Annotated in this window: 32 protein-coding genes and 1 tRNA gene; 20 read left to right on the plus strand and 13 right to left on the minus strand. The window is 58.6% G+C overall.

Annotated features, from left to right (window positions below):
• The 3 genes from BSG19_RS24740 to BSG19_RS24750 all read left to right on the plus strand — a co-directional run.
• The coding region (locus BSG19_RS24740; RefSeq protein ID WP_139274829.1) for a transposase domain-containing protein at window positions 1–240 on the plus strand (240 nt) is incomplete at its 5' end.
• A gap of 23 nt (window positions 241–263) precedes the next feature.
• Window positions 264–542 (plus strand): hypothetical protein, encoded by a 279-nt coding sequence (locus tag BSG19_RS24745; protein WP_092990679.1) that lies wholly within the window; start codon window positions 264–266, stop codon window positions 540–542.
• Between the two features lie 63 nt (window positions 543–605).
• The gene (locus BSG19_RS24750) at window positions 606–935 is read left to right on the plus strand and encodes a hypothetical protein (RefSeq protein ID WP_092990680.1); all 330 of its coding nucleotides are present in this window, start codon (window positions 606–608) and stop codon (window positions 933–935) included.
• On the opposite strand, the gene BSG19_RS24755 is transcribed toward BSG19_RS24750, so the two are convergent.
• Window positions 920–1,447, minus strand: a complete 528-nt coding sequence (locus BSG19_RS24755; RefSeq protein ID WP_092990681.1) for a hypothetical protein — start codon at window positions 1,445–1,447, stop codon at window positions 920–922. The genes BSG19_RS24750 and BSG19_RS24755 overlap by 16 nt on opposite strands.
• A 176-nt stretch (window positions 1,448–1,623) precedes the next feature.
• On the opposite strand from BSG19_RS24755, the gene BSG19_RS24760 reads away from it, so the two are divergent.
• The 7 genes from BSG19_RS24760 (at window position 1,624) to BSG19_RS24795 (ending at window position 6,952) form a co-directional block, all read left to right on the plus strand.
• Entirely contained in the window at window positions 1,624–2,460 is an 837-nt protein-coding gene (locus tag BSG19_RS24760; RefSeq protein WP_244529427.1) for a glycoside hydrolase family 108 protein, read from the plus strand.
• A gap of 59 nt (window positions 2,461–2,519) precedes the next feature.
• Window positions 2,520–2,708, plus strand: coding sequence for a hypothetical protein (locus tag BSG19_RS26225; protein WP_170866102.1), 189 nt, complete (start codon window positions 2,520–2,522; stop codon window positions 2,706–2,708).
• Between the two features lie 117 nt (window positions 2,709–2,825).
• A complete protein-coding gene (locus BSG19_RS24770; RefSeq protein ID WP_092990683.1) occupies window positions 2,826–3,107 on the plus strand; it encodes a cell division FtsX domain-containing protein in 282 nt (93 codons plus the stop codon).
• Window positions 3,104–3,547, plus strand: coding sequence for a hypothetical protein (locus BSG19_RS24775; protein WP_092990684.1), 444 nt, complete (start codon window positions 3,104–3,106; stop codon window positions 3,545–3,547). The genes BSG19_RS24770 and BSG19_RS24775 overlap by 4 nt, the downstream gene beginning before the upstream one ends.
• 23 nt (window positions 3,548–3,570) lie before the next feature.
• Entirely contained in the window at window positions 3,571–3,831 is a 261-nt protein-coding gene (locus BSG19_RS24780) for a hypothetical protein (protein WP_092990685.1), read from the plus strand.
• A gap of 154 nt (window positions 3,832–3,985) precedes the next feature.
• Complete coding sequence (locus BSG19_RS24785) at window positions 3,986–5,044, plus strand: hypothetical protein (protein WP_092990686.1); 1,059 nt, start codon at window positions 3,986–3,988, stop codon at window positions 5,042–5,044.
• A gap of 486 nt (window positions 5,045–5,530) precedes the next feature.
• Window positions 5,531–6,952 carry an SEFIR domain-containing protein gene (locus BSG19_RS24795; protein WP_170866103.1) on the plus strand — a complete coding sequence of 474 codons (1,422 nt, stop codon included), beginning with the start codon at window positions 5,531–5,533 and terminating at the stop codon, window positions 6,950–6,952.
• 37 nt (window positions 6,953–6,989) lie between these two features.
• On the opposite strand, the gene BSG19_RS24800 is transcribed toward BSG19_RS24795, so the two are convergent.
• The 4 genes from BSG19_RS24800 to BSG19_RS24820 form a co-directional block, all read right to left on the minus strand.
• Window positions 6,990–7,274 (minus strand): hypothetical protein, encoded by a 285-nt coding sequence (locus BSG19_RS24800; RefSeq protein WP_092990689.1) that lies wholly within the window; start codon window positions 7,272–7,274, stop codon window positions 6,990–6,992.
• Entirely contained in the window at window positions 7,264–8,418 is a 1,155-nt protein-coding gene (locus tag BSG19_RS24805) for a tyrosine-type recombinase/integrase (RefSeq protein ID WP_092990690.1), read from the minus strand. Before BSG19_RS24805 ends, BSG19_RS24800 begins: the two co-directional genes overlap by 11 nt.
• Window positions 8,419–8,617: 199 nt before the next feature.
• The gene (locus BSG19_RS24815) at window positions 8,618–9,082 is read right to left on the minus strand and encodes a helix-turn-helix transcriptional regulator (RefSeq protein ID WP_092990692.1); all 465 of its coding nucleotides are present in this window, start codon (window positions 9,080–9,082) and stop codon (window positions 8,618–8,620) included.
• A complete protein-coding gene (locus BSG19_RS24820) occupies window positions 9,079–10,206 on the minus strand; it encodes a tyrosine-type recombinase/integrase (protein WP_092990693.1) in 1,128 nt (375 codons plus the stop codon). The genes BSG19_RS24815 and BSG19_RS24820 overlap by 4 nt, the downstream gene beginning before the upstream one ends.
• 627 nt (window positions 10,207–10,833) lie before the next feature.
• Between BSG19_RS24820 and BSG19_RS24830 the strand changes: the two genes are divergently transcribed.
• Window positions 10,834–11,124, plus strand: coding sequence for a hypothetical protein (locus tag BSG19_RS24830; protein ID WP_092990695.1), 291 nt, complete (start codon window positions 10,834–10,836; stop codon window positions 11,122–11,124).
• A gap of 34 nt (window positions 11,125–11,158) precedes the next feature.
• Here the strand turns inward: BSG19_RS24830 and BSG19_RS24835 are convergent, their stop codons facing one another.
• Window positions 11,159–11,473 carry an ArsR/SmtB family transcription factor gene (locus BSG19_RS24835; RefSeq protein WP_092990696.1) on the minus strand — a complete coding sequence of 105 codons (315 nt, stop codon included), beginning with the start codon at window positions 11,471–11,473 and terminating at the stop codon, window positions 11,159–11,161.
• 194 nt (window positions 11,474–11,667) lie between these two features.
• On the minus strand, window positions 11,668–11,898 hold the full coding sequence (locus tag BSG19_RS24840) for a helix-turn-helix domain-containing protein (protein WP_170866104.1): 231 nt from the start codon (window positions 11,896–11,898) through the stop codon (window positions 11,668–11,670).
• 107 nt (window positions 11,899–12,005) lie between these two features.
• On the opposite strand from BSG19_RS24840, the gene BSG19_RS24845 reads away from it, so the two are divergent.
• Entirely contained in the window at window positions 12,006–12,350 is a 345-nt protein-coding gene (locus BSG19_RS24845) for a hypothetical protein (protein ID WP_092990698.1), read from the plus strand.
• Between the two features lie 558 nt (window positions 12,351–12,908).
• Here BSG19_RS24845 and BSG19_RS24850 read toward each other — a convergent pair.
• Window positions 12,909–12,983: transfer RNA gene (locus tag BSG19_RS24850), tRNA-Asn, on the minus strand.
• A gap of 294 nt (window positions 12,984–13,277) precedes the next feature.
• Here BSG19_RS24850 and BSG19_RS26485 point away from each other — a divergent pair.
• The gene (locus BSG19_RS26485) at window positions 13,278–13,502 is read left to right on the plus strand and encodes a hypothetical protein (protein WP_092990711.1); all 225 of its coding nucleotides are present in this window, start codon (window positions 13,278–13,280) and stop codon (window positions 13,500–13,502) included.
• Between the two features lie 55 nt (window positions 13,503–13,557).
• On the opposite strand, the gene BSG19_RS24860 is transcribed toward BSG19_RS26485, so the two are convergent.
• Window positions 13,558–13,911 carry a hypothetical protein gene (locus tag BSG19_RS24860; protein WP_092990699.1) on the minus strand — a complete coding sequence of 118 codons (354 nt, stop codon included), beginning with the start codon at window positions 13,909–13,911 and terminating at the stop codon, window positions 13,558–13,560.
• Window positions 13,912–14,099: 188 nt separating this feature from the next.
• On the opposite strand from BSG19_RS24860, the gene BSG19_RS24865 reads away from it, so the two are divergent.
• Window positions 14,100–14,318 (plus strand): hypothetical protein, encoded by a 219-nt coding sequence (locus BSG19_RS24865; RefSeq protein ID WP_092990700.1) that lies wholly within the window; start codon window positions 14,100–14,102, stop codon window positions 14,316–14,318.
• 35 nt (window positions 14,319–14,353) lie between these two features.
• Here the strand turns inward: BSG19_RS24865 and BSG19_RS24870 are convergent, their stop codons facing one another.
• The gene (locus BSG19_RS24870; RefSeq protein ID WP_092990701.1) at window positions 14,354–14,989 is read right to left on the minus strand and encodes a MarC family protein; all 636 of its coding nucleotides are present in this window, start codon (window positions 14,987–14,989) and stop codon (window positions 14,354–14,356) included.
• Window positions 14,990–15,209: 220 nt separating this feature from the next.
• Between BSG19_RS24870 and gyrA the strand changes: the two genes are divergently transcribed.
• Window positions 15,210–18,035 (plus strand): DNA gyrase subunit A, encoded by a 2,826-nt coding sequence (gene gyrA, locus BSG19_RS24875; RefSeq protein WP_092990702.1) that lies wholly within the window; start codon window positions 15,210–15,212, stop codon window positions 18,033–18,035.
• Window positions 18,036–18,141: 106 nt separating this feature from the next.
• Here the strand turns inward: gyrA and BSG19_RS26230 are convergent, their stop codons facing one another.
• Complete coding sequence (locus BSG19_RS26230) at window positions 18,142–18,282, minus strand: hypothetical protein (protein ID WP_170866105.1); 141 nt, start codon at window positions 18,280–18,282, stop codon at window positions 18,142–18,144.
• Between the two features lie 315 nt (window positions 18,283–18,597).
• Between BSG19_RS26230 and coaD the strand changes: the two genes are divergently transcribed.
• The 5 genes from coaD (at window position 18,598) to tgt (ending at window position 22,551) form a co-directional block, all read left to right on the plus strand.
• On the plus strand, window positions 18,598–19,095 hold the full coding sequence (gene coaD, locus BSG19_RS24880; protein ID WP_092990703.1) for a pantetheine-phosphate adenylyltransferase: 498 nt from the start codon (window positions 18,598–18,600) through the stop codon (window positions 19,093–19,095).
• Between the two features lie 67 nt (window positions 19,096–19,162).
• Window positions 19,163–19,729, plus strand: coding sequence for a peptidylprolyl isomerase (locus tag BSG19_RS24885; protein ID WP_092990704.1), 567 nt, complete (start codon window positions 19,163–19,165; stop codon window positions 19,727–19,729).
• Between the two features lie 27 nt (window positions 19,730–19,756).
• A complete protein-coding gene (locus BSG19_RS24890; RefSeq protein WP_092990705.1) occupies window positions 19,757–20,266 on the plus strand; it encodes a peptidylprolyl isomerase in 510 nt (169 codons plus the stop codon).
• A gap of 78 nt (window positions 20,267–20,344) precedes the next feature.
• Window positions 20,345–21,424: a tRNA preQ1(34) S-adenosylmethionine ribosyltransferase-isomerase QueA gene (queA, locus tag BSG19_RS24895; RefSeq protein WP_092990706.1), complete on the plus strand. Its 1,080-nt coding sequence runs from the start codon at window positions 20,345–20,347 to the stop codon at window positions 21,422–21,424.
• Entirely contained in the window at window positions 21,421–22,551 is a 1,131-nt protein-coding gene (gene tgt, locus BSG19_RS24900; protein WP_092990707.1) for a tRNA guanosine(34) transglycosylase Tgt, read from the plus strand. Before queA ends, tgt begins: the two co-directional genes overlap by 4 nt.
• 86 nt (window positions 22,552–22,637) lie before the next feature.
• On the opposite strand, the gene BSG19_RS24905 is transcribed toward tgt, so the two are convergent.
• Window positions 22,638–23,828 (minus strand): class I SAM-dependent methyltransferase, encoded by a 1,191-nt coding sequence (locus BSG19_RS24905; protein WP_170866106.1) that lies wholly within the window; start codon window positions 23,826–23,828, stop codon window positions 22,638–22,640.
• Between the two features lie 67 nt (window positions 23,829–23,895).
• Window positions 23,896–24,315 (minus strand): DUF4864 domain-containing protein, encoded by a 420-nt coding sequence (locus tag BSG19_RS24910; protein WP_092990709.1) that lies wholly within the window; start codon window positions 24,313–24,315, stop codon window positions 23,896–23,898.
• Between the last annotated feature and the right edge of the window lie 238 nt (window positions 24,316–24,553).

The raw sequence follows: 24,553 nt of genomic DNA on the forward strand, positions 1-24,553 counted from the left end.
ATTCTGGAGCGTGACATCAGGGTCTTTGCGACAGGAAGAAAAACGTGGTTGTTCAGCGACACCGCTGACGGAGCCAAGGCCAGCGCAGTGGTCTACAGTTTGATGCTGACTTGCCGCGCATGTGGCGTCGACCCACTCACCTGGCTGCGCTATGTGCTCACTGAGTTGCCGCAGCGGGACGAAGCGGCCGAAATCGACGACCTGCTGCCGTTCAACTACGCCACGACCACTGCGGCGTAATAGAGCTGGATATCAAAATCGGTGTGACGGCGGTTCAGCGCTGCCGCAGCCGTCAAGGTGCATCGAAAATTGCGCTTACTATCGGGCTGCTGGTGCAGGAGAATGAGGCGCTGATCGCGAAGGCCGATGGCCTGCGGAGCCAGATCGCGGAACCTCGCGAAGCCACCGCCGCAATGGTGCAAGCGGGGGCGCTGGCTTTCAGCCCTAACGAAGTCCTGCCTACTGAGGTGGAGGCTGATGTTATGTCGAGAGTTTATCACGCCATGGAGAAGGACCGGGTCGCCCAACACAATGGTAGTTGATGTCAGCAACCGCCATGGAGATCCAACTCGCGCGATCATCCTCAGCCAGAGGAGTGGCGTCAGATGTTCCTCGTTGTTCCGCCCCGTCATCGCGGTAAGGATGTGGATGAATTGATGTTTGAGCTTCAAGATAGAGACAAGGTGACTGCTGTCTTTACGCCTAAACACTCAGAAAGCCTTGTCGGGACTGCAAGATCGTTCATTGGCCGTGAAGGCGTATTCACTGCCGACGGCATGATCGCTGAAGGCGGCCAATATGATGGTCAGTGGCGCATGAGGCTTCCCGATGAGTGGCAGGAGGAAGCGGATCTGCTGAGTGGCAATGAAAACTTCCACTGGATTTCATGGTGCCCTCAGGAAGATCTGGAGATTTTAGGTTATGCCCGGAGGTAATCAGCAATAGGCTGCAACGCCACTATTGATGATTTAACAATGAAAGCCATCGGGAAATTTCCGATATCTAGATCATTGAGCTTTAACAGCCTCCCATATTTCGTCATGTCATGTTGGCTTGTGTCGCTGACATGCACACCACCTGCTTTGTTGGAAAAAAACAATATCGTATCCTTGACGGACATCGTAGTTCCCCCAACCTTGCAGATTTCGTGAGCGAGAAATTGATCGAGTTTAACCGCAGGCGCATCCGCAGCGCCAACCGACGGGTCTTCGATCATGAACAGTGTCCCGTCGTCGATTATCGGATCGTTGCTAATGTTTCTTAGGTTGATCTGAAACAGTATTGGCAGACGTCGCTCTTTGTTCACCCGATGCGCCAGAGCCGGGCTGTCGAGAAAAAGACGCCTGAGGATAGCGGACGCATCTCGAAGATTTTTTGGCGTGGGGTTCTCTTGGATTTTCTGGAGAGCTTGAAAATCATCAACGAAGAGTTCCGCGTCTGAATACATTCTCAAACCTCATGATTGGTCAGGCCTATCAACTAGACCCGGCCTGACGAGTCAACCAGAGCTTCTTAAAGGACATCGTTATGAAGACCACCTTGGATATCCAAACCGAGCTGCAACGCCGTGGCCTCGCCGCGGCCCATAACGCCTAACCACCACCACACCACCAGGAGAACGCCATGGCGCGGGAAACCCTTTCCGTCGCCCTCGACCTTATGTTTGGTCACGAGGGCGGCTATTCGAATGCCAAGACGGACAGCGGCGGCCCGACCAAGTACGGCATCACGCACAAGACGCTTGCCGCGCACCGTGGTCTGAAGTCGGTTACGGCCGCTCAGGTTAAGGCAATGACGCTGGCTGAAGCGGCCGCGATCTATCAGAAATCCTACTGGACGCAATCGGGCGGAGATCTGCTGCCGGTCGGCCTTGACTATGCGGCTTTTGACTTCGGCGTGAACTCCGGGCCCGTTACGGCGATCAAAAAGCTGCAGGCCGTCCTTACGGCCGCGAAAGTCTACAAGGGCAAGATCGACGGGCACATCGGCGAGCAGACGCTTGCTGGCGTGACCGCTTATCCGGGTGGCGTTCGCATGCTGATCGTTGCCTACTGCGATGAGCGCATGAAGTACCTGCGCAGCCTGGGCGGCGCGACGGGCTTCGGCCCGAACGGCAGAGGATGGACGATCCGCGTCACGGGTAAGGATCCGCTGAAGAAGTGGAAAGACCAGCCGGGTGTCGTTGGTAACGCGCTGCGGCTTGCCGCCACAAGTGGCCCGGCTCCCGTGAAAGTCGATGCGCCGATCGAGGCTTCGGCGAAGGCCGACACCAAGAGCACAGGCCTTCCTGAGATCCTAAAGAAGCCTGAAGCGTGGGGGCCGCTAGGCGGCCTACTGTCGGCCGGTGGCGCGATTGCTGCTGGCAGCGGGCCGTTGCAGTGGGCGCTTGCTATCGCCCTCGTGGCGGGCGTTGCGGTTGGCGTCTGGTGCTTCGTGCGGCGCGTGAGGAGTGAGGCATGACATTCCTTGCAACAATATGGGCTCGCCTATCCGGCTACGTCGCAGCCGCCGGCGTTGTCTTGGGCATCGTCATCTCGGCCTTTCTCTACGGCCGATCCGACGGGCGGCAAGATGCCGAAGCCGTCCAAGCCAAGAGCAACGCGCGCGCCAGAACACAATCCAAGGAAGTCGAAAATGAAATCAACGGTCTTGATGATCGCGCTGCTGGGGACCGTCTTGATAAGTGGATGCGCGACAGCAAGCGGTAACTACTGCGACGTCGCGCGGGCAATCAGGCCGTCTGTTGTCGACTCCTTCACGCCGGAAACCAAGCGCCAGATCCTCGCTGAGAACGAAAAGCTCGCAAAGCTCTGCGGGGTGAAGCCATGACCGAACCCGTTCCCGGCCGCCTCGTCGAACTCTCGGAAGACACGCGCAGCTGGCTGGCGGATCTGAGAGAGGACGAGCTCAAAACCCTCAAGGAAGTCGTGAAGATGCCGGCCGACGATGTGCGTGACGGCTTCAAAATGGTCCGCGACCTGCGCACCGTCACGCGCTTCCTGCGCTGGCTCATCTACGGAGCTCTCGCGATCTTTCTCGGGACGGTCGCGCTCTACAAAAACGTTCTGGAAATATGGGGTTGGATCAAGGGAGTGCCATCAGCATGAAGCGTACTCTTTACGGTTTTGCCGCAGGGGTCATCGCCGCGATCGTCGCGGTCAGCTCGTTCAATATCGCCGTGATGGTGGTCGATCGCGAACCGCCAATCACCTATCAGGCCGCGCACGCCGTTACCCCAACCGTCAAGCGCGGCGGTACGATTGAAGTGGAATACAAAGTCGTCCGCAGCCGCATCTGCCCGGTCGTTGCCAAGCGCTGGCTTTACGACGCAACAGGCCAACGGCATTCTGTGCCGCAATACACCGTCGGCGCCGACCTGACAGCGGGAAGGGAAACGTACCGGCGCTCTATCACCATTCCGTCGGGTGCCGCAGTCGGCCCAGCGCGGTATGAAGTCGTGCTTGATTACACCTGCAACTCTTTGCAGAAGCTGCTGGGGCCGACGACGGTTGTGTCGCCGCCTGTGCGCTTCGTCATCGCGCCGTAACGCTCCAAAATAGAAAGAATTTTATGGCTACGCAGCTTCTAGCTACGGGCAGCACGGCTGCCAATTCCGCCGATGTCGTCGTGGCATCCGGCTCCAGCCTGACGGTCGCCCTCAAGGGCGTCGATGAGCGCGCTTTGGTTTTCATCTACCTGAAGGATGATGCGGGTGGCTACCAGCGTGTCGGAAGCCTTTCAGGGGCAAAGTCCGCCACCTGTATTACGGCGCCGGGCACCTACCGATTTAGCCGCGAGATCGGGGGCACTTGCGGGGTTTTCAGTGCTTAGGCCGCTGTTCTCGCCGCTCTTCCGATCGCTGTTCTCGGATGTTGACGCCCCTAAGCAGGGCGGCGGGGTGCCGGCGAATGCTCTCACATCCAAGACCGGTGATGTCCTGACGGATAGGACCGGCTCAATCACTCTCACCGCAAAGGCCGCTTAGATGGCGTATCTCGCAGACTATTTGAACGGACTGACAAGCGCGGAGCTTAGTGAGGTCGAAGCGGCCATGCGGTCCCGTGTGTTCGGAGCGGCCCCATTCACAATCAAGCCTTCCGGCGACGGTCGGAATGGCGTCATGGACGCAAAGTTCGACGACGCAACTGGCTATATCTTCCACCTTCGGGCAGGCGTAAACTCTGGCAGCGGCACCTATGCCATCGGCATCGGTACGGATGAAGGTCTCGGCGGCGGTCTGCTGATCAGCCACAAGAACAACGGGTCGGCCGGCTTCTCGCTGAACAACAACCCGGGCGCCGGGATTGGCATGTATGCCATCCAGTATTCGCTTAACCCTGCAATTCACATCGACCAATACGCAGCGGCCTCCCCTGCTATCCGTATCCAGGCAAAGAGCGGTCAAGGTGTGGGCGATGTCGTCACCACTGCCGGGTCATCGACTATCACATCGGCAACAGCAGCGTTCGTTGCTGGCGACGTCGGCAAGGCCATCTCACAACTGACGTTCGTTGCCTCAACCTCACCGGCGGGCTGCATTCCTCCCGGCGCCACGATTGCGTCGGTAACCAACGGAACCACGGCGGTCATGTCTGCGCCTGCCACAGCCTCCGGCACGGGCGTTCGGGTAAAGATCGCCGGGCGAGCCATTTCGACCGGCATGAGCCTATTCCAAGTGCAGAGCGAAGATGGCTCGGTCCGCGGAGATATTCTCTTTAACCGCATCGACTGGAAGACGCCTCTTCGGGTCACCCAGGGCATTGCAGGCAATGAGGCTTTGCCCGTCGCGTCTTTCCGCGCCGCGACCTCTGGCCAGACTGGCAACCTCATGGAGGTTACGAACAACGCTGGCTCTGTCGTCTTCAGCCGCCTCGACAAGAACGGCGTGTTCATGACGAGCAAGACCAGCGCGCCAGCCGACGCCGATATCTCAACCGGCGAAATGGCGCTGTGGTTCGACAGCACATCCGGTGCTGCAAAGCTGATGATCAAGGCGAAGGACGCTGGTGGGACCGTGCGAACTGCATCGGTGGCCTTGGCCTGACCCACCACCCCATCATCATAGGCTATCCTTGACGCGCCTTGGCGCCAGCCTCAGTCAGCCGATAGAATGCGTTCCGGCCTTGGAAATCGATCTCGACAAGTCCGTTTTCCCGAGCGTTGATCGCGGTTTTGAGACCAACTCCAGTGGGGGCGGACCGGAACTGATCCTCCACCAAGTGGCGGAGCAACAAACCCAGCCTTTCGGTGTGATTCATTTTTCGCATAGCGCAGTTTCGTCTTTTCCTACCTCTCAACGCAAGTGCCCGTTCTGCGATGGTGCGAAACGGACAAAGGCCCCACCACCCCAATCGAATTTGATGGCAATACCACCACAACTCCTCAGCCCCTTGCCTTAACCGGCGAGGGGCTTTTTTTGTTTAGCAACTCACAGAAAGCCGTTGATCGGTTGTGCATAACTGCAACGTTCCAGCATTTTGGTTGCGTCGCATCTACGTGCAAGTAAGCTGCCAGGAAAGTGGAGGCAGCATTGAACCCTAAAGCATTCATCTCCTACAGCTGGAGCAGTCCTGAACACGAAGAGCGGGTAATGCGGCTGGCGACCGATTTGGTGGATTCAGGCGTGGATGTCTTACTCGACAAGTGGGAGCTCCGAGAGGGTCGGGACACTGTTCACTTTATGGAAAGAATGGTTACTGATCCTGAGGTAAAGAAGGTCATAATAGTTTCTGACAGGGTCTACGCAGAAAGGGCTAACAGCAGAACGGGCGGGGTAGGGACGGAAACGCAGATCATATCGAAGAAGGTGTATGACAACGAATCCCCGGACAAATTTGTTATAGTTGTCACCGAGCGCGATGATGAAGGTAAAGCCGCAGTTCCAGCTTACTACAACTCGAAGATCTATATAGATTACACAAATCCGGACACATCAGCTGATAACTTCGACAAGCTGCTGCGGTGGGTTTATGACAAACCCATTCACATCAAGCCCCCACTCGGTAGGCGACCAGCATTTTTGGACGAGTCCGAGTCAGTATCGCTAGGGACGACGAGTGCATTCAATCGAGCTTTGGCCGCCGTTAAGGAGGGCAGGCCGAACGCGCTCAATCTAGCATCTGACTATTTTGAGTTGTTTGTGACAAGCTTGGAAAAAGTGCGGGTCACAACAGATTCTGATGAAGACGTGCTCGCGAGTATCAAGGCGTTTGAGCCGTTCAGGAACGAAGCCTTAGGCATGGTGTCCGCTCTTATACAGTATCAGCAGCCAGAGGAGGCTGTTGCTCGCATTCATACTTTTTTTGAAAATATGGTGCCGTACATGCACCGCAGCTCCAAGCCAAGCGAGTGGCGAGATAACTCGTTCGACAACTATAGGTATGTCATACACGAGATGTTCGTGTATTCTGTGGCGGCCTTTATTCGTCATGACAAGCTTGAGGCGTTAGGTGAATTTCTATCGCGAAATTTTTACGTCGGCGGAATCGAAGGTATCAATGAGCCGATATCAGACTACACGATCTTCACTTCCCATTTGCCTTCACTGGAGCGAATTAACAACTCTGCGAACCCTAGGAAATTGTCCATTCGAGGGCACTTCCTGAGTGAAGGAGCGAAAACCGCTAATTTCCAATTTAGGCAATTTCTTCAAGCTGACTTCCTGCTGTACCTTCGCTGGGAGCTGAACCCGAGCAGGACGTACGCTGGATGGTGGCCTGGGTCGCTGCTGTACATACGCCACTACGACGGTGTGCTGGAGGTTTTCGCAAGAGCGACTTCGCGTAAGTATCTTCTTCGGCTCCTTCCTGTGCTGGGCATATCTCATTTGGATAGCCTTGAGGAGTTGTTTGAGCAATATGCACAAGGAAAGCGTCAGTTACCGCAATGGCAATTTGAGCGACTTTCCCCCGCGCAACTGACTGGCTTTAGTAAATTAGGAACTATGGCATAGGCGCTGGGGAGGCGGGGCATATGCAGCTGTCGCTCGCTTAGGACCTCTTCCGCCGCCCCGCCCACTGCCCAAGCCGCTCCTCGCCATCTGGCGCCGTCGCAGCAAACCCTGCTGTTATGCCGAAGTACCCGTCATAGAACTTCCGGACCAACGGAACGGGCCGGCCATCATGCAGCGGGTCGATCTGCGGGAAGCCTTTGCGCATAAGCTGCGGAATGACCGCGTTGATGTAGTAGTCCGCCCGCTCCTTGCCGACGACCGCGATAGCGATCTGCTTGTCGGTAGCGAACATGGGTAGGGAGGCGAGGGGGTCAGTCATCATCGTCGTTCACATCCTCTCGCAACGACCTGTTCCGCCCCAATGCCTCCATCGCACTAGCCACTTCCTCGTCGAGCACGTGCGCGTATCGCGTTGTGGTCTTGATATCGGCGTGACTGAGGGCCTTCTGCACGGTCTTCAGGTTGCCGGTCTCGCGTAGCAGCTTCGTGGCCAGGTCATGCCGGAAGTCATGAAAGCGGAAATCCTTCACGCCCGCCGCCTTGCGAATGCGTTTCCATTGGGTCTTCAGGCCATTGTAGGTGATAGGGTAGCGAAACCCCTTGTGCCTCGGCTTGCCGTCCCCTTTGTAGGAAGATCCCGCCTTCCGCGCCCGGCTGGCTTCATAGGTGAAGACGTATTCCGAGTGATGGCCGCGCAGCGGCAGGAGGATGTCGCGCACCGTTGTTGTGATGGCGGTCTTGACCATGCGTCCGCCCTTGCCGGGCTTGGAGATCCAGCCCGTCTGCCAGTCAACCTCGCTCCACTTCAGAATGCATTCCTCCAGCCGCAGGCCGGTGGAGCGAACGAAAGCAAAAATCGGCTCGTAGTCGGGCCGGGTCGCCAGTGTAATTGCGGCGCCTTCATCCTTGCGAAGCTCACGCACGCGCTCTTTTGGCTCGGACAGCCAGTGGTCACGCCAGATCGGTTCGAGCGGAAAGGTGTAGCGCCAGGTGCGCTTTGCCCGAGTGAAGATCTTTTTGAGAACAAGCGTCGTCGATCGATTGACGGTAGCCGCAGAAACCATTTTCATTGGCTCACCGTCGGCGCGTTCATCACGGCCCCAAGCTGGCTGCGCCCGGCGCCACTGGATGAGGGCGGAAACGTCGCCGTCAGTGATGTCGACGAGTAGCTTGCTCTTGCCGAAGTAATCAACAAGGCGAGCCAAATCGGTATCGGTTGAGCCGGAGTTGGCGTGTAACTGGCCCACTTCCAGCCAGTAGCGGCTTACGGCTGCGCCAATCGTCCATGGCCCTGCGCCGCTTGCCGCGCTTCGTTTGGCGGCCGCACGTGCCCGCTCTTTTTCTATCTTCTCCCGGTTCTCCGCCTCTCGGCGATTCTGGCTTCCCGATGATCCATGAAATCGTACTCCGCCGACGACGAAGTCGAAGTGGTAGTACGGACTGTTTTTGGGCTTGTAGACGGACATTGGCGCATCCTCCGCCTGTTCACGAAGTCTTCGACGTCTCGAGGGTGGAAGGCCATGCGCTGCCGGACAATGCCGTTGCCTGTCGAGATGAAGGCAATCTCTCCATTGCGGACGAGGTCTCGTAGCGTCTTCGTCGACATGGCCAGCATGGTGGCGGCTTCTTTTGTGCTCAGCAGCTTCAAATCATCGAGCGGCTTCTTCATCGTTTCTTGCCTTCCAGCTCCCACGCCTCGATATTGCGGATTTCCGCCTTTCCGTCTTTTGTGAGGGTAAACCTGCGTTTGCCCTTGGCGTCTTTACCAAGCTCTCGCACCATCGATTTGCCCGCGAGCATGTCTAGGGTTGCCTCTCCAGCGCCAGGGATCTCGGGGGCGGTGTCACATTCTGGATGGTCGCGCATGAATCGGATCACCTTCACATGCCGATCGTCGAGATCTGTCGGTGAACTAAGCCGGTCGAGGGCAATACGTAGAGCCGACTTCCCGGCAGGCTCCCCACTTTTGAAGCTGTCGATCCATGCATCAATATCGCGCACATCGTATCGGTGCATCCGGACACTTTCACCCAGCGCGATCGGCCTCACCGGGCACACGCCTCCGAAAGTTGATGTTGATAGGCCGCAGTAGGCCGCTGCCTGGCTTTTATTGAGGAGGCGAGGGGTCATGGAGTCGCATCCTTTGGGCCTGCTCCCCACTTCACGTGCTTACCGACGTGCCCGAGCGGATCCGCCCACCACGGCATCGCGCGCCAGAGGTCCGGAACGGGCAGGGTGTTGATGGCGTCGATGAGCGGCGCCTGCGGCACGTTTGTGTAGTGCCGGCTCATGCTGTCGACGGCGTGGCCAAGGATCTGGTCCTTGATGTGCGGATGGATCTGGTTGATCACGAGCTGCGTCGAGACCGTGTGGCGCCCTGTGTAGGGGCTCACGTCATCGATGCGAATGCCGCGCTTTGCCAGACGCGCTCTCGTGCCGCGTATGGATCCATTGAGCTGGCCGCCCCGCTCCTCGAAAAGCTGGTAGGCGGTCCCGCGGTAGTTCTGGAATATCTGCGGCGGCCCCTTCTTGCGCTTCAGTAGCGACGTGAAGAGCGGGACCAAAAACTCGTGCATCGGAACACCGCGCGGCTCGCCGGTCTTGGTGTGCTCGAGGGTCAGCCATCTGCCGGCCACATCAACGTCGCTCGGCTCCAGCGTGAAAAGCTCTACCGGCCGCATGCCGGTGAAGAACAGCGCCGTCATGACCATGGCAGGGGCGGGGGACATATTTGATACGAACTCGGCGGCGCGCTCGTAGGCTACCGGGCTAGTGCCCGATCTGCTCGTTGTCGGTCGACGCCGCGTGCCCTTCTGCTTCCTCGGTCTTGCCCATTGCCTGGGCTCTGCCCACTCGTTTCTCGCGGCGTGATTCCAGACTGCAATGAATGGCGTGAAGAGCTGACGATTGCGCGTGACCGCCGTGGTGTCGGGGTAGAGCTTCAGCGACAGCAGATCGAGGTCGTTCTGGTGGATGTCTCTGAGGAGCCTGTTGCCGAAGGCGTTCACGATGGGTGTGAGGAACCGCGCGGATCCTCCTCCGACGAGGTACGCATCGGCCGCCGTCTTGAACGTTACGACCGCCTTTTTGCCAAAGATGCTCTCGTCCAGCAGCTCGCGCTCACGCAGGACGCGGATGGTTTCTGCCGCAGTCTTGTCCGCGGTTTTCGTCGATTCGCGGACGGCGATCCCTCGGACGTTTCCGCAAAGCCAGAAGTTCGGGCTGTCTTTTCGTTTTGTGAGTTTCAGCGGCACCAACACCTCCTCGTGCGAACGACCTTGGCGCGAGCGGCGGCAGTAGGGGTGTAAAGCACTCAACAACCGCAGCTATGGACCTAGGATCATCTCGATCAGTTTAGCATCGCTTAATTCTAGCGGCAATGGTTTTGAAAGAGGGGGTGCGAGTTAAGTTATTGTAATATTTTACAAATTTGTCAAAAGGTCCGTGTGGTGCGAGATTGGTGTTTTAGTGGTTGTTTCAGAAATTTTTTGGTCGGAGGCGCGTTGCCACCGGACCTAATCATCGCTTCGGCTTACTCTCGATATCCATCAAACCAACGCTTGACTCTCATCGCCTACCGGAACAAAATGGGAACATAGTCCGTCGTTCCTGAAAACATTCCCAACCGAGAGTCTCGCAATGACTAGCGCAATGCCTCACCGTGTCCAGCAATCCGACGCTGTTCATATGTCCGCTGACACCTTAGCCGAGGAGATCATCGCCTCTTACAACGGCGATCACCGGGCGGCGCTGAAGTCTGTGTTGGCGGATTCCCTGTTCTTCCAATCGCAGCTGCACACCGCATCGTGCTTGCTCTCAAAGGGGATGGGAAGAGGCTGGACGCCGACATTCGAGCGGATACCAGTTCAGGAGGGCTGACGGTGAAACACCCTCGCTCGATCGACCTGCGCACGGAGATGTCTGCGCCGTTCAAGCCTGCCCGCGCCAGAGACGCCAGTTACGACCTGTGGCGACTGATCGGAGACCTGCCGCAATATGAGATCATCGGTGGCACCTGTGCGAAGTGCGGACATGTCGGGTGGCTTGATATGGACATGGTGCGCAAGAAGGTCGGCACGAACCTCAGCCTTAGCCAGTTCCAGCCGAAGCTCACGTGTCAGTGCGGTAACCGGGAATGCAACCGTCTGATGATCGGGACGCTGGCGCGGTGAGGTGGATGTGCGCCAGGCGCATAGTTGCGAGCGACTATGCTTGCGCCGGGGTTCTAGGGCTCGCAGTGACACGCTCTTCGCCAGCCGAAATGAGCCGCTTCAATATCTCAACCCGCTTCGGTTCGATCGCACAGTAGCGCCACTGCTTGTCCTTCCTCTGGACGAGCAGTCCGGCTCTCTTAAATTTCTGAAGATGTTGCGAAGTTGCGGACTGCGAAAGCCCCACCTTGGCCGCAAGGTCGCCAACCTGCAGTTCCCCTTGTAGCATTATCTGGATCATGCGAATCCGGACCGCGTTCGATATCGCCTGGATGCCGGCTGCCGCCTTCATCGCCTGTGTCTCGTTCATCTATAAGCCCCTCAAATAGGCCTAGCCCATCCGCTAAGGGATTTGGCTGGCGCACCTTGTGGTTCCGCTTGATCAGCGATTCCTCAAGGGTAAGGATCTCATTGAACAGCAAATAGATACAGTGCCATATTTCGGGCGTTACTCACTTACGTAGCCAATTTAGCGGTTGGCAAAAAACAGACGCGGGGCGCTGTTCACGGCTGATTGCGCAATCTGACGCCTGGCCCTTCGCCATTTTCGTCAATGAAGATGATGCCTGCTGTCTCGAGAGCAGATTTTAGCTTTGTCAGCGTGACAGTATTCAGCCCGCCGCGCTCATTCTCAAACCGAGTAATCGTAGCAGTCGTGACGTCTGCCATAGAGGCCAAATCTCTCACGCCGATCTTCAACGCAGATCTCGCCATTCTCAACTGTGCAGGCTTCATGATGACACCACGTAAAAAATAATTGTTACACGGTGTTGACACGCACCACCATGTGCTGCATCCTTATTACACGGTAACAATATGGGGCGCAACGAGGAGCGTGGATCATGGTTAAGGAATTGTCAGAATTTCAACGGATGGTCGCGTTATACGGAGCCCTTGATCGTCTTGGTGCAGAATTCTGTCCGATGCCAGATGAGGCTATGGACGCCATCACGACTGCTCAGACGAAGCTCGAAAAATGGATCGTGGGAATGAGTGCTGAAACACACCATGACATTTCAGCGAAGTTTGAGTTCATCGCGATGCTGCTAGGCCAGGACTCGGGCGAATTTTACATAGAGTTCGATGCCGTTCAGTCTGCCCTTCAGGATCTTATCGCGTATCGCAATGCGCAAGCACAAAGAATCTATGGGCGCCGTCACGCAGAGTACGACACGCTTCTGGCGTGAAAGTTTCGCCCATGTATCGGGCCGGGTCTTCTACCCCGCGCAGCCGTAACCGGATCATGCACGTTCGAATCGTGTCATGGGCTCCACCTTACCGGGGAAAGGCGCTCCACCACCTCGCGGTCTCACCAGCCGAGGCGCTACCCCAGGCGCAGCGTCAGCTGCTGCCGGCCGCTCGCTGAAAAGGCGGGCGGCAGAAATAGAAAGAGCCAGCGGCACTGGAGGATGCTGCTGGCTCTATAAAGTCAAAAACCGAGGCCTGGGGCAGGGGGAGGAAGAGCCTTCGGTGCGATATTAACTTCTCACACTCCGAAGGGTTCCGGCCGCCAATGATAAATGAGGAGGGCGTCGACAAAACCGACACCTGTCGGCGCCACTCCCCAGGAAGCACATCATATGCGCCGAGAAATCAACAGAACGAAGAATCGAAGGTTCCCGAGGTGAGCCAGCTACGACTTATCCACAGCTAAAACGCAGGCAAAACAAAAATGGGGAGAGAAAGAGGGGAAATAAGCGCTTGTCTCGGATTATACAACGAAAACAAGCGCTTATTTCTTAATTTGGCTCCCCGGGCCGGATTCGAACCGGCGACCTGTCGATTAACAGTCGAATGCTCTACCGCTGAGCTACCAGGGAACATCTGCGCTGCAGAAGTGAGGCTGCTAATACGGGGGCTTTTTCGATTTGCCAAGCGCTTTTTTGAAAAAAGTACGTCTCGCTGTGGACAAACGCGAATGCAAAGCACACCTCAGAGCCGACGCGGGCGACATGGGTCGTTCGGTATCCACAAGGCCGAATGGGACAATGATGAACGAGGTTGACGTTGCCGCAAGCCGGTCGGGCAATGGCCGAGAGGATGGCGCGGATACGGAGAGGAAAGCAATTCCGCCACGCCCGCATGGCCCACAGCTATCGATTGGCTCATGGCATATGCCGCTGCCCAGACAGAAGTGGCTCCGAATCCTCATCGGATCTCTCTTGGTCGTCTTCGGGCTTCTTGGCTTTTTACCGATTCTCGGCTTCTGGATGGTGCCTCTTGGCCTTGTCGTTCTCTCGCACGATTCGGCCTACATCCGTCGCAGGCGTCGCCGCATGGCGGTCTGGTGGGGTCGTCGAAAGCAGGCGAAGACCGCAGCGAAGGCTGGCCGCATCTAGCGCATATGAAAAAGGCCGGTTTGAACCGGCCTTTCCAGTTTGCTTCAAAAACATCTTAGCCGTTTGTCGTGCCAGTCTGCGGGGTCGGATCGCGGTCGGCGGGAGCGGGCTGCATTTGCTCGCCATTCGCCGGCGTGTTGTTAATGGTGCCCTGGTTCGAAGGCGTAGCCTGCCCGTTCTGAACAGGCTCGGTCTGCTGACGGTCCGTTGCCGCATCGTTATCAGTGCTTTCGCCGAACATTTCGGCCGCGCCCCATGCAATCAGTGCTAGAAAAAGGCCGCCGACCAGGACCATCAGGACCGGGCGCCCCACACCGCCCTGGCGTGCTTCCGTCGAGTTGACGGTGACTGTCTTGTCCAGTTCCTGCGTCGAGCGCACGTCGCCACGTTCGTCCACTACTTTTGCCATATCCGTCTCCTCGGGTCCGGAGCGACGATGCGCCCCTCAGGTTCTCGACAGGAGCAACGGGCAGGGCCTTGGTAAGTTCCGAATGGCTGCTCAAGCCCCGAAGCCATATGGATTTGCCCAGCTTTATGGTATGATCGTCTGGCGGTCCGTTGAGGAGCGATCGCGTCGGTATGAGCGGGAGGAACGCCATGCATTACAACGTCCAATTTTTCACCTGGACACCGCGAGACGGTGTCCATCAAGTCGGCAAGATGGTCGAGATCGACGCCGTCAACGCCAAGCTGGCAGCGACGTCGCTGCTGGGTTTGCGGCTGGGGGAAAGCGGTGAGGCCAGCCGGCTTGCCGCCCGTGTCTGGGCTGCCGAGGATATGGCGAAGGCAGACTGCGTCTGCTTTTTCTACCAGTAGCCTTCCGGTCGTCGATACGCTCTCCGCCGTTCGTTTCAGATCTTGAGCGCAAATGCGGAGGTGACCCCGTCCACAACGAACTGAACGGCCAGCGCGGCAAGGATGACGCCGAGAAGGCGCGTGAGGATCGCGCGCCCCGTTTGCCCCAGGAAACGATCGATGCGCTCGGCAATGACGAGCGCAGCAAACAGGATGGTGACACATACCGCGATGACCACGATCAGCTGGAGACGCCCGACGGTGCCCGGATATGAGCCGGCGAGCAAGATCGTGGCCGAAATTGCACCCGGCCCGGCAATGAGGGGCAAGGCCAACGGAAAGACGGCGATGTTCTCGATGTGATCGCGCAGCGTCGCCGTTTCGCCGGTCTTCTCCTTCCGTTCATTGCGCTTTTCGAAGATCATTTCGAACGCGATCCAGAACAGGAGAAGGCCGCCGGCGATGCGGAAAGCGCCGATGGAAATGCCGAGCAATCCAAGGATGCTGTCGCCGAACAGCGCAAATACTGAGAGAATGCAAAATGCGATGAGACTGCCGCGCGATGCGACCTGCTTGCGCTCACTCCGGCTCATGCCCGCTGTAAGGCTGAGGAAGATCGGCGCGAGGCCCGGAGGATCGATGGTCACGAGGATGGTGGTCAACGCGTTGATGAGAAGGTCGGTATCGGGCATGCCGCTCTCCAGGGCGCGTTTCGCGCGGACGGTCAGTTAGGCTCAAGCATCGTTTCGGGTAAAGGGGCAGGGCCCTTGCGCTGCAAGTTTACCTTGGAAAGCCGCCCTTTTGCTGCCAGAAAGGCATAAGACTGTTCACAACCCCCTGCGCAAATTAGCGCACGGGCGCTGTATGGATTATATGTAGCCCTCTGATTCTGACCAACGATCGTGACCCAAATTGACTGAGCAAACACCTCCCGGCGGCGGCAAGAACCCACCAGGCATCGAGCCCATTTCCATCATCGAGGAAATGCAGCGCTCCTATCTCGATTACGCGATGAGCGTCATCGTCAGCCGTGCGCTTCCCGATGTTCGCGACGGACTGAAGCCGGTTCACCGGCGGATCCTGTTCGGTATGAGCGAGCTGGGGATCGACTGGAACAAGAAATACGTCAAGTGCGCCCGCGTGACCGGGGACGTGATGGGTAAATACCACCCGCACGGCAATCTCGCGATCTATGACGCGCTGGCGCGTATGGCCCAGCCTTGGTCGCTGCGGCTGCCGCTGATCGACGGGCAGGGCAACTTCGGCTCGATCGACGGCGACCCGCCGGCGGCCGAACGTTATACCGAGTGCCGCCTGCAGAAGTCGGCTCATGCGCTTCTCGACGACCTCGATAAGGAAACCGTCGATTTCCGCGACAACTACGACGGCACGCTGTCCGAACCTGTCGTCGTTCCCGCCAAGTTCCCGAACCTGCTCGTCAACGGCGCAGGCGGCATCGCTGTCGGCATGGCGACGAACATCCCGCCGCACAATCTGTCAGAGGTCATCACGGGCTGTATCGCGCTGATCGACGATCCGGCGCTCGAACTGCCGCAGTTGATGGAGATTATCCCGGGGCCCGATTTCCCGACAGGTGCCATGATCATGGGCCGTTCCGGCATCCGCTCGGCCTACGAGACAGGCCGTGGCTCCGTCATCATGCGCGGCAAGGCGCATATCGAGCCGATGCGCAACGATCGCGAAATGATCATCGTCACGGAAGTACCCTTCCAGGTGAACAAGGCGACGATGATCGAGAAGATGGCCGAGCTGGTGCGCGACAAGCGTATCGAGGGCATCTCCGACCTGCGCGACGAGAGCGACCGGCAGGGTTACCGCGTCGTCATCGAGCTGAAGCGTGATGCGAACGCCGAGGTCATCCTCAACCAGCTCTATCGCTATACGCCGCTGCAGACGTCCTTCGGCTGCAACATGGTGGCGTTGAACGGCGGCAAGCCCGAGCAGATGACGCTGCTCGACATGCTGCGCGCCTTCGTCGCCTTCCGCGAAGAGGTCGTCAGCCGCCGCACCAAGTATCTGCTGCGCAAGGTGCGTGAACGGGCCCACGTGCTCGTTGGTCTCGCCATTGCTGTTGCGAATATCGACGAGATCATCAAGCTGATCCGCGAGGCGCCGGATCCGGCGACCGCGCGCGAACAGCTCATGACGCGCCGCTGGCCGGCGCATGACGTGGATTCGCTCATCCGGCTGATCGATGATCCCCGTCACAAGATCAATGACGACGGCACATACAATCTTTCCGAGGAACAGGCTCGCGCCATCCTTGAGCTGCGTCTCGCCCGCCTCACGGCGCTTGGCCGTGACGAAATCGGTGACGAGCTGAACAAGATCGGCACCGAGATCAGCGACTACCTCGAAATCCTTGGTTCGCGCCAGCGGATCATGACCATCGTCAAGGACGAGTTGTCGGCCATTCGCGAGGAGTTCGGTACGCCACGCCGCACCGAAATCGTCGAGGGCGGTCCCGACATGGACGACGAGGACCTGATCTCCCGCGAGGACATGGTCGTTACCGTTTCGCACCTCGGCTACATCAAGCGCGTGCCGCTCACGACCTACCGGGCGCAGCGCCGCGGCGGCAAGGGCCGCTCCGGCATGTCGACGCGTGATGAGGATTTCGTAACGCGCCTGTTCGTCGCGAACACGCATACGCCCGTTTTGTTCTTCTCCTCGCGCGGTATCGTTTACAAGGAAAAGGTCTGGCGCCTGCCGATCGGCACGCCCACTTCGCGCGGCAAGGCGCTGATCAACATGCTTCCGCTCGAACCGGGCGAACGCATCACGACGATCATGCCGCTGCCCGAGGACGAGGCCAGCTGGGCCAATCTCGACGTCATGTTCTCCACCACGCGCGGCACTGTTCGCCGCAACAAGCTGTCGGATTTCATTCAGGTCAACCGTAACGGCAAGATCGCGATGAAGCTGGAGGAAGATGGCGACGAGATCCTGTCGGTGGAAACCTGCACGGACCGCGATGACGTTCTCCTCACCACCGCGCTCGGACAGTGCATCCGCTTCCCTGTGGATGATGTCCGCGTGTTTGCTGGCCGCAACTCGATCGGCGTTCGAGGCATCTCGCTCGGGAAGGATGATCGCATCATTTCCATGACGATCGTCAGCCATGTCGAAGCCGAACCGTGGGAACGCGCTGCCTACCTGAAGCGCGCTTCCATCGAGCGGCGGCTTGCTGCCGGCGAGGCTGTGGCAGGCGAGGAAGAGGACATCACGTTGGTCGGCGAAGAGGTTGCCGATGTCGTCGGTGAGCTCTCTCAGGAGCGCTACGATGAACTGAAGGCGCAGGAGCAATTCGTGCTGACGGTCTCGGAAAAGGGCTATGGCAAACGCTCGTCGACCTACGACTTCCGCACCTCCGGCCGCGGCGGCAAGGGCATCCGTGCCACGGATACGTCGAAGACAAATGAGATCGGCGTGCTCGTTGCAGCCTTCCCGGTAGACGATGCGGATCAGATTATGCTGGTTTCCGACGGCGGGCAGCTGATCCGGGTTCCGGTCGGCGGTATTCGTCTTGCAAGCCGTGCGACAAAGGGTGTCACGATCTTCTCGACGGCAAAGGATGAGAAAGTCGTCTCCGTCGAGCGCATCAGCGAACCTGAGGATGACGAGGCGGCGGTTGCGATCATCGATGAGCAGCTTGCTCAGGATGCTGCAACGTCCGAACCGGAGGCATCCGGGGAGCCGGACACCTCATCCGAGTAAATTCGGCTGCATTCCTGATCTCACAATAGCAAAAGCCGGACGGGCAGGGACCGTCCGGCTTTTTTGTATCCCGCAGCGCTGGAGGTCGCCGCGGGGAAGAAAGATTTTAGATCGAAAACCCTTCGCTGTGGCGGCGGGACGCGCGAATGGCTTCGCGATCGCGCTTCAACTGGAGAATGGTCTTCGTGAAGTCGAACAGGAACACGATACTGATCACTGCAGACACAATCATCATCGTAACGGCCATGTCGCACTTCCTTATTTGGTAATGACAAACCGACGGGCAGGCTTTGGTTTCGAGACGATATCTGTGCGAAGTGCATGCACGGTCGCAAAGATCATCATGAAAAACATCAACATCGAAAACAGCATCAATCCCATGGCGATCATCCCTTCTGCACCATCAACGAGGCATCACGGATAAAAGTTCCAGAGAAGATGTTGACCTAATCTTGTGTGTACTTTCCTGGCGCACGTGGAATGGCGCGCTGAGCAACGGATCGCGCATCTTGCGCCGCCTTGTCGGGCGTGACACAAGACTGCCCAAACGGAACACGGTGCGATGACGACAGCTTTTTATCCCGGCTCCTTCGATCCGATCACGAACGGGCATCTCGACATCCTCGCCCAGTCGCTGAACGTGGCGCAGAGCCTCATCGTCGCCATTGGCGTCCACCCCGGCAAGACGCCGCTTTTCTCCTTCGACGAGCGTGCCACCCTGATCCGCCACGCGATCGGCGCGGCTATTCCGGAACGAAGCGCGGATGTCTCGGTGGTTTCCTTCGACGATCTCGTCGTCAACGCCGCCCGCCGCCACGGTGCATCGATCCTCATTCGCGGGCTGCGCGATGGCACGGATTTGGACTACGAGATGCAGATGGCCGGCATGAACCGGGAAATGGCGCCCGACATCCAGACCCTCTTCATTCCCGCAGCCACGCTCTCCCGGCCCATAACGGCCACATTGGTCCGCCAGATCGCCGGCATGGGCGGCGATGTCGGCCCGTTCGTGCCGCAAGTGGTGGTTCAGGCGCTTGCAATTCGCAGAGCGCAACGCTGACGTCGGCACTTCGGGCGCTATATCGACACAGTCACACCTAAATCCGCAGACGAAAAACGGAGCCATCATGACATTCTTCAAGCTTGCCCTTGCAGGCGCTGTATCCCTGGGGGTGCTCACCGGCGCCGCCTTCGCTCAGGCAAAGGACCTTCTGACGATCTCGCTGAAAAGCGGTCCCGTCGTCATCGAGTTGCTTCCCGAGATCGCGCCGAAGCATGTTGCGCGGATCAAGGAACTGGCCGCAGAGGGCGCTTACGACAACGTCGCTTTCCATCGCGTCATTCCCGGCTTTATGGCTCAGACGGGCGATGTTCAGTACGGCAATCTTGAAAAGAATTTCGAGGCTGGCCGTGCCGGCATGGGAGGCTCCTCGAAACCGGATCTGCCGGCGGAATTTTCCAAAACTCCGTTCAAGCGCGGAACCGTCGGCATGGCTCGCTCGCAGAGCCCTGATTCCGCAAACTCGCAGTTCTTCATCATGTTCGACGAAGGCTCGTTCCTGAACGGTCAGTACACCGTCGTTGGTCAGGTCGTGTCCGGCATGGAGAATGTGGACAAGATCAAGAAGGGCGAGGGCGAAAGCGGCTCCGTCACCAATCCCGACCGCATGATCAGCGTCAAGGTCGGCAAGTAACACCAATAGTCTCTGAAGGAGAAGAGCATGGCCGAGATCAAGGATCCGGAAAACACGATCATCATGGAAACGACAAAGGGTCAGGTCGTGATCGAGCTGAAGCCCGATCTGGCTCCGGGCCATGTCGCGCGTATCAAGGAGCTGGTTGCGGAACGCGCCTATGACGGCGTCGTGTTTCACCGCGTCATCGAGGACTTCATGGCGCAGACCGGCGACGTCCAGTTCGGCAAGCAGGGCGGCAAGGACTTCAATCCCGCCCGCGCCGGCATGGGCGGCTCGTCCAAGCCCGATCTCAAGGCTGAATTTTCGGCCACCAGCCACGTGCGCGGCACGTGCTCCATGGCACGCAGCCAGATGCCGAACTCCGCCAACTCGCAGTTCTTCATCTGCTTCACCGACAGCCCGTGGCTTAACAAGCAGTACACGGTGTGGGGTCAGGTCATCGAGGGCATGGAAAACATCGACAAGATCAAGCGCGGCGAACCTGTCAAGGATCCCGACAGCATCGTTTCGATGAAGATTGCCGCGAACGCCTGATTCAGGCTATGGCAAGGCCCGCCCGATCGCCGTTCCGGCCTTCGGGCGGGCCTTATCCGTTTTTAGAAGTGCTGATCCATGCGCGTCGATCTCTTCGACTTCGATCTCCCGGACGACAACATCGCCCTGCGGCCCGCGAGCCCGCGCGACAGCGCCCGCATGCTGATCGTCCGCCCGGGCGGTCCGCTCGAGCATTGCAGCGTCATCGATCTCCCGTCTTTTCTCCAGCCGGGCGACGCGCTGGTCTTCAATGATACCAAGGTTATTCCTGCGCAACTCGAAGGTATTCGTCTGCGGGCGGGAGCGACCGAGCAGGCCGTCTCTACCACGCTCCACATGCGCATCGCGCCCGACCGCTGGAAAGCCTTTGCGAGACCCGGCAAACGCATCAAGCCAGGCGATCGGATCCGGTTCGGTCACAGCGGCGAAACCTGCCTTCTCGGCACGCTCGACGCGACCGTCGAGGCAAAGACCGAAGGGGGGGAGGTCACGCTGGTCTTCGATCTCGCCGGACCCGCCCTCGACGAAGCCATTGCCGCTGTCGGTCATATCCCGCTGCCGCCCTACATCGCTTCCAAACGGGCCGAAGACGCGCAGGACCGGCAGGATTACCAGACGCTCTACGCACGCGAGGAAGGCGCGGTCGCCGCGCCCACCGCCGGCCTCCATTTTACCGATCGTCTTTTTGCCGCACTGGATGCCCGCGGCATCGAACGACATTTCGTCACGCTGCATGTCGGCGCGGGAACGTTTCTGCCCGTCAAGGCGGATGATACCGACGACCACAAGATGCACCAGGAGATTGGTCACGTCTCGGCCGAGGTTGCAGATCGGCTGAACGCTGTGCGGGCGAGGGGCGGCCGCATCGTCTGCGTCGGTACGACGTCACTGCGCCTCATCGAGAGCGCCTCGACCGCCGATGGACGTATCGAGCCCTGGTCAGGGCCGACCGGCATCTTCATCACGCCAGGCTACCGATTTCGCGCGGTCGATATCCTGATGACGAATTTCCATCTGCCGAAATCGACGCTGTTCATGCTCGTCTCCGCCTTCTCAGGCCTCGATACCATGCGCGACGCCTATACCAATGCTATCGCGGACGGCTACCGTTTCTATTCCTATGGCGATGCCAGCCTGCTTTTCCGGAACGAACCATGACAGAGACTTTTCAGTTCAACTTGACCGCCACCGATGGCAAGGCGCGGCGGGGCGCCGTTTCCATGCCGCGCGGTACGATCCGCACGCCCGCCTTCATGCCGGTTGGGACGGTCGGAACCGTCAAGGCGATGTATCTCGATCAGGTCAAGGAACTTGGCGCCGACATCATTCTCGGCAATACCTACCACCTCATGCTGCGCCCCGGCCCGGAACGCGTTGCGCGCCTCGGTGGCCTTCACGACCTCATCCGCTGGCAGGGACCCATCCTCACCGACAGCGGCGGCTTCCAGGTCATGTCGCTCTCCGGTCTGCGCAAGCTGGACGAGCAGGGCGTGACCTTCAAGAGCCACGTCGATGGCGCCCTGCATCATATGTCGCCGGAGCGGTCCATCGAGATCCAGGGCCTGCTCGACAGCGATATACAGATGCAACTCGACGAGTGCATTCGCCTGCCTGCCGAGCCGCGCGAGATCGAGCGTGCCATGGAGATGTCATTACGTTGGGCCGACCGCTGCAAGACGGCATTCGGCGATCAGCCGGGCAAGGCCATGTTCGGCATTGTCCAGGGCGGCGACAACCCCGCACTCCGCGTAAAATCCGCTCAAGCGCTGGCGGCCCTCGACCTCAAGGGCTATGCCGTCGGTGGTCTCGCCGTTGGCGAACCTCAGGCCGTGATGCTCGATATGCTGGATACGACCTGCCCGGAACTCCCCTTCGAAAAGCCGCGCTACCTGATGGGCGTGGGAACGCCGGACGACATCCTGAAATCCGTTGCCCGCGGCATCGACATGTTCGACTGCGTCATGCCGACCCGCTCGGGGCGTCACGGTCTTGCCTTTACAAGACGCGGGCGCATCAACCTGCGCAACGCCCGCCATGCCGAAGACAGGCGTCCGCTGGACGAGCAATCTACATGCCCGGCGGCGCGCGACTATTCCCGTGCCTATCTGCACCATCTCGTTCGGGCAAACGAGTCGCTCGGGGGCATGCTCCTGACCTGGAACAATCTCTCCTACTATCAGGATCTGATGGCGGGGATCCGAAAGGCAATCGAAGAAGGCCGATACGCCGACTTCATGGCGGAAACGCAGGAAGAGTGGGCGAGGGGCGACCTCGCCCCGGTATGAGCTAATCTCGTTTCGCCCCATGTCGGAAGTCTGGAGAAGCCAAAGACTGGATACCGCAACAGGCTTCGATCTCGCTTTCTCGACGCTTACCCGGCCTTTGCTCGGATAACGACGCGATCGAGATTGCCTTCCCCGACAGCTTCCAGTTTCACGGAATAGAGAGAATCGCGACGCGTCGGAAACCGGAATGTGCTGTTATCCGCGACAACGGCACCTTTCGCATGCGTCTCCCAGGTGTATGCCGAGGTGACGGGCCTGCGCTTCACGACCCACTTGTACTTCGTTGGCGTCCCCGGAGGCACGATCACGTCAAACTCGGCGTGACCATCGGCAAAAACCTGCGGCTGAACCTTGAGCGTCCGCCCGGTGATGCTCGTCTCCAGATATTGTGGGCGAGCCCATGTTTCGCGAATGAGGTGGTTTGCCTGATCCGCAAGACGTGCACGCGATCTCTCAAGACCCTCGACGCGCGGCCGCGCTTTTGCCCTTTCGGGCGCTTTGGTCAGCACCATCACGTTGGCCGTCAGTGTAACACCCCGGCGGAAAGAGACGATCGGCTTGGAGATCTGGTTGCCGGCGGAAAAGCCGTAATTCTGGTAGCGCTCCGGGTGAGGGCGGTTCAACAGGTGATCCTGAACGTAGCAGTCGAAAACCGGTTCGGCATGCAGGGGGGAGGTGTGGATCAGATCAACGAGGTGGTTGGGGTCGAAATAGTAGTTGTGAGGAATACGCTCCGTGACGCCACCGAACGTGACAGCTGTTGTGAAGGCGTAGACGCCGCCGGGCTTGAGAACGCGATCGACTTCCCGGAAGTGCTGCAGGAAATCCTCATCATGCCCGATATGCTCGAAGGAGCCTGTCGACCAGCAGAAATCGAAACTCTCGTCGGGAAATTTAAGGTCGCGCATGTCCATAGCCATGGCATCGACCTTGTCGAAATCGACAGGCCAAGGGGCCTTTTTGCGGATAAGATCGCGCGGGCTTTCCGTCCGAACGCCGATCCAGCCCGAATCGGGCAGATAGAGATCGGTAACGACGGTCTTGGCGACGCGCGGAACGATCGCATAGATCAGCTTCTCTGTTCCGGCACCCATCGCCAGACCATGCGCGCTGCTTTGCAGCTTCCCCTTCGCTGCGAGAGCCCGGAAGATCATGGCGAACTCCCACGCCCGGCGGGAGCCGAACGGCACGGAACGAAGATCGCGCCGGATGATCGAGTCGATTTCCGGCTCGAAGAAGTCATGGATATCGCAGACTTTTTGCAAAGATAGTGGCATATGCAGTTTCCCCTTGTGGGGCGAACCTAGACAATACACGCACTGATGGTCAAGCACATCGCGAAGGTTAGATTTCCGGGCCTGGTGCCTGTTGCAGCATATGCACACCATTGATCTTGTAACTGCCGTCGGGCTGGAGCGTCAGGGAGTAAAGCGCTGTCCAATCCTTACCATTAGGCCCCGATATCAAGACTTCCTGCACAACAGTCGTACCATCCATCTTGCTCCGGCCGAAGGCAAAATTGCCCGGTCGATACACGGGGCGATAACCGCGCTTGACCATCTCGAAGAACTGCTCCTCGCTGGGAAACAAACCCTTGATCTGAGGTGACGCAAACGAATACGCGGCCGCCGCATCATCGTTGAGAAAAGCTTCGATCTGTTGCCCGATGATGGAGCGAGCGGTATCCACCGGTTCGGCGGCTCTCGTCGGCGACGAGAGCAACAAGGCTGCCACGATCCCAACGCTTAGCATGACACGCGGCATCACCATCTCCATCCACCGAGGCTACAGGTTTGAGCTTACGCTGAAAGTGTATGATTGGAAGAGCCGGAGCGCTGCGTTCAAAGATGAACGGTCTGCGATACGTAAATCGCACCTCATCCTTGAACCCACCCCGCTACAATCAATTGTCAAAGCTGATTAGGGGTGCGACGTCGGTAGCCATTTAGAAACGCGACACTGGCTCTGGTGGTCAGCCCCCGATCCGACCGGCTGGTCCGGG

Origin of the sequence: Rhizobium sp. NFR03 (assembly GCF_900111275.1) — a bacterium.
Lineage (GTDB): Bacteria > Pseudomonadota > Alphaproteobacteria > Rhizobiales > Rhizobiaceae > Ferranicluibacter.

Coding starts and splice junctions, on each gene's coding strand:
- BSG19_RS24750 (WP_092990680.1), top strand. CDS start 606: ATGTTCCTCGTTGTTCCGCCCCGTCATCGCGGTAAGGATGTGGATGAA.
- BSG19_RS24755 (WP_092990681.1), bottom strand. CDS start 1,447: ATGTATTCAGACGCGGAACTCTTCGTTGATGATTTTCAAGCTCTCCAG.
- BSG19_RS24760 (WP_244529427.1), top strand. CDS start 1,624: ATGGCGCGGGAAACCCTTTCCGTCGCCCTCGACCTTATGTTTGGTCAC.
- BSG19_RS24770 (WP_092990683.1), top strand. CDS start 2,826: ATGACCGAACCCGTTCCCGGCCGCCTCGTCGAACTCTCGGAAGACACG.
- BSG19_RS24775 (WP_092990684.1), top strand. CDS start 3,104: ATGAAGCGTACTCTTTACGGTTTTGCCGCAGGGGTCATCGCCGCGATC.
- BSG19_RS24780 (WP_092990685.1), top strand. CDS start 3,571: ATGGCTACGCAGCTTCTAGCTACGGGCAGCACGGCTGCCAATTCCGCC.
- BSG19_RS24785 (WP_092990686.1), top strand. CDS start 3,986: ATGGCGTATCTCGCAGACTATTTGAACGGACTGACAAGCGCGGAGCTT.
- BSG19_RS24800 (WP_092990689.1), bottom strand. CDS start 7,274: ATGATGACTGACCCCCTCGCCTCCCTACCCATGTTCGCTACCGACAAG.
- BSG19_RS24805 (WP_092990690.1), bottom strand. CDS start 8,418: ATGTCCGTCTACAAGCCCAAAAACAGTCCGTACTACCACTTCGACTTC.
- BSG19_RS24815 (WP_092990692.1), bottom strand. CDS start 9,082: ATGACCCCTCGCCTCCTCAATAAAAGCCAGGCAGCGGCCTACTGCGGC.
- BSG19_RS24835 (WP_092990696.1), bottom strand. CDS start 11,473: ATGAACGAGACACAGGCGATGAAGGCGGCAGCCGGCATCCAGGCGATA.
- BSG19_RS24840 (WP_170866104.1), bottom strand. CDS start 11,898: ATGAAGCCTGCACAGTTGAGAATGGCGAGATCTGCGTTGAAGATCGGC.
- BSG19_RS24845 (WP_092990698.1), top strand. CDS start 12,006: ATGGTTAAGGAATTGTCAGAATTTCAACGGATGGTCGCGTTATACGGA.
- BSG19_RS26485 (WP_092990711.1), top strand. CDS start 13,278: ATGCCGCTGCCCAGACAGAAGTGGCTCCGAATCCTCATCGGATCTCTC.
- BSG19_RS24860 (WP_092990699.1), bottom strand. CDS start 13,911: ATGGCAAAAGTAGTGGACGAACGTGGCGACGTGCGCTCGACGCAGGAA.
- BSG19_RS24865 (WP_092990700.1), top strand. CDS start 14,100: ATGCATTACAACGTCCAATTTTTCACCTGGACACCGCGAGACGGTGTC.
- BSG19_RS24870 (WP_092990701.1), bottom strand. CDS start 14,989: ATGCCCGATACCGACCTTCTCATCAACGCGTTGACCACCATCCTCGTG.
- BSG19_RS26230 (WP_170866105.1), bottom strand. CDS start 18,282: ATGGCCGTTACGATGATGATTGTGTCTGCAGTGATCAGTATCGTGTTC.
- coaD (WP_092990703.1), top strand. CDS start 18,598: ATGACGACAGCTTTTTATCCCGGCTCCTTCGATCCGATCACGAACGGG.
- BSG19_RS24885 (WP_092990704.1), top strand. CDS start 19,163: ATGACATTCTTCAAGCTTGCCCTTGCAGGCGCTGTATCCCTGGGGGTG.
- BSG19_RS24890 (WP_092990705.1), top strand. CDS start 19,757: ATGGCCGAGATCAAGGATCCGGAAAACACGATCATCATGGAAACGACA.
- queA (WP_092990706.1), top strand. CDS start 20,345: ATGCGCGTCGATCTCTTCGACTTCGATCTCCCGGACGACAACATCGCC.
- tgt (WP_092990707.1), top strand. CDS start 21,421: ATGACAGAGACTTTTCAGTTCAACTTGACCGCCACCGATGGCAAGGCG.
- BSG19_RS24905 (WP_170866106.1), bottom strand. CDS start 23,828: ATGCCACTATCTTTGCAAAAAGTCTGCGATATCCATGACTTCTTCGAG.
- BSG19_RS24910 (WP_092990709.1), bottom strand. CDS start 24,315: ATGCCGCGTGTCATGCTAAGCGTTGGGATCGTGGCAGCCTTGTTGCTC.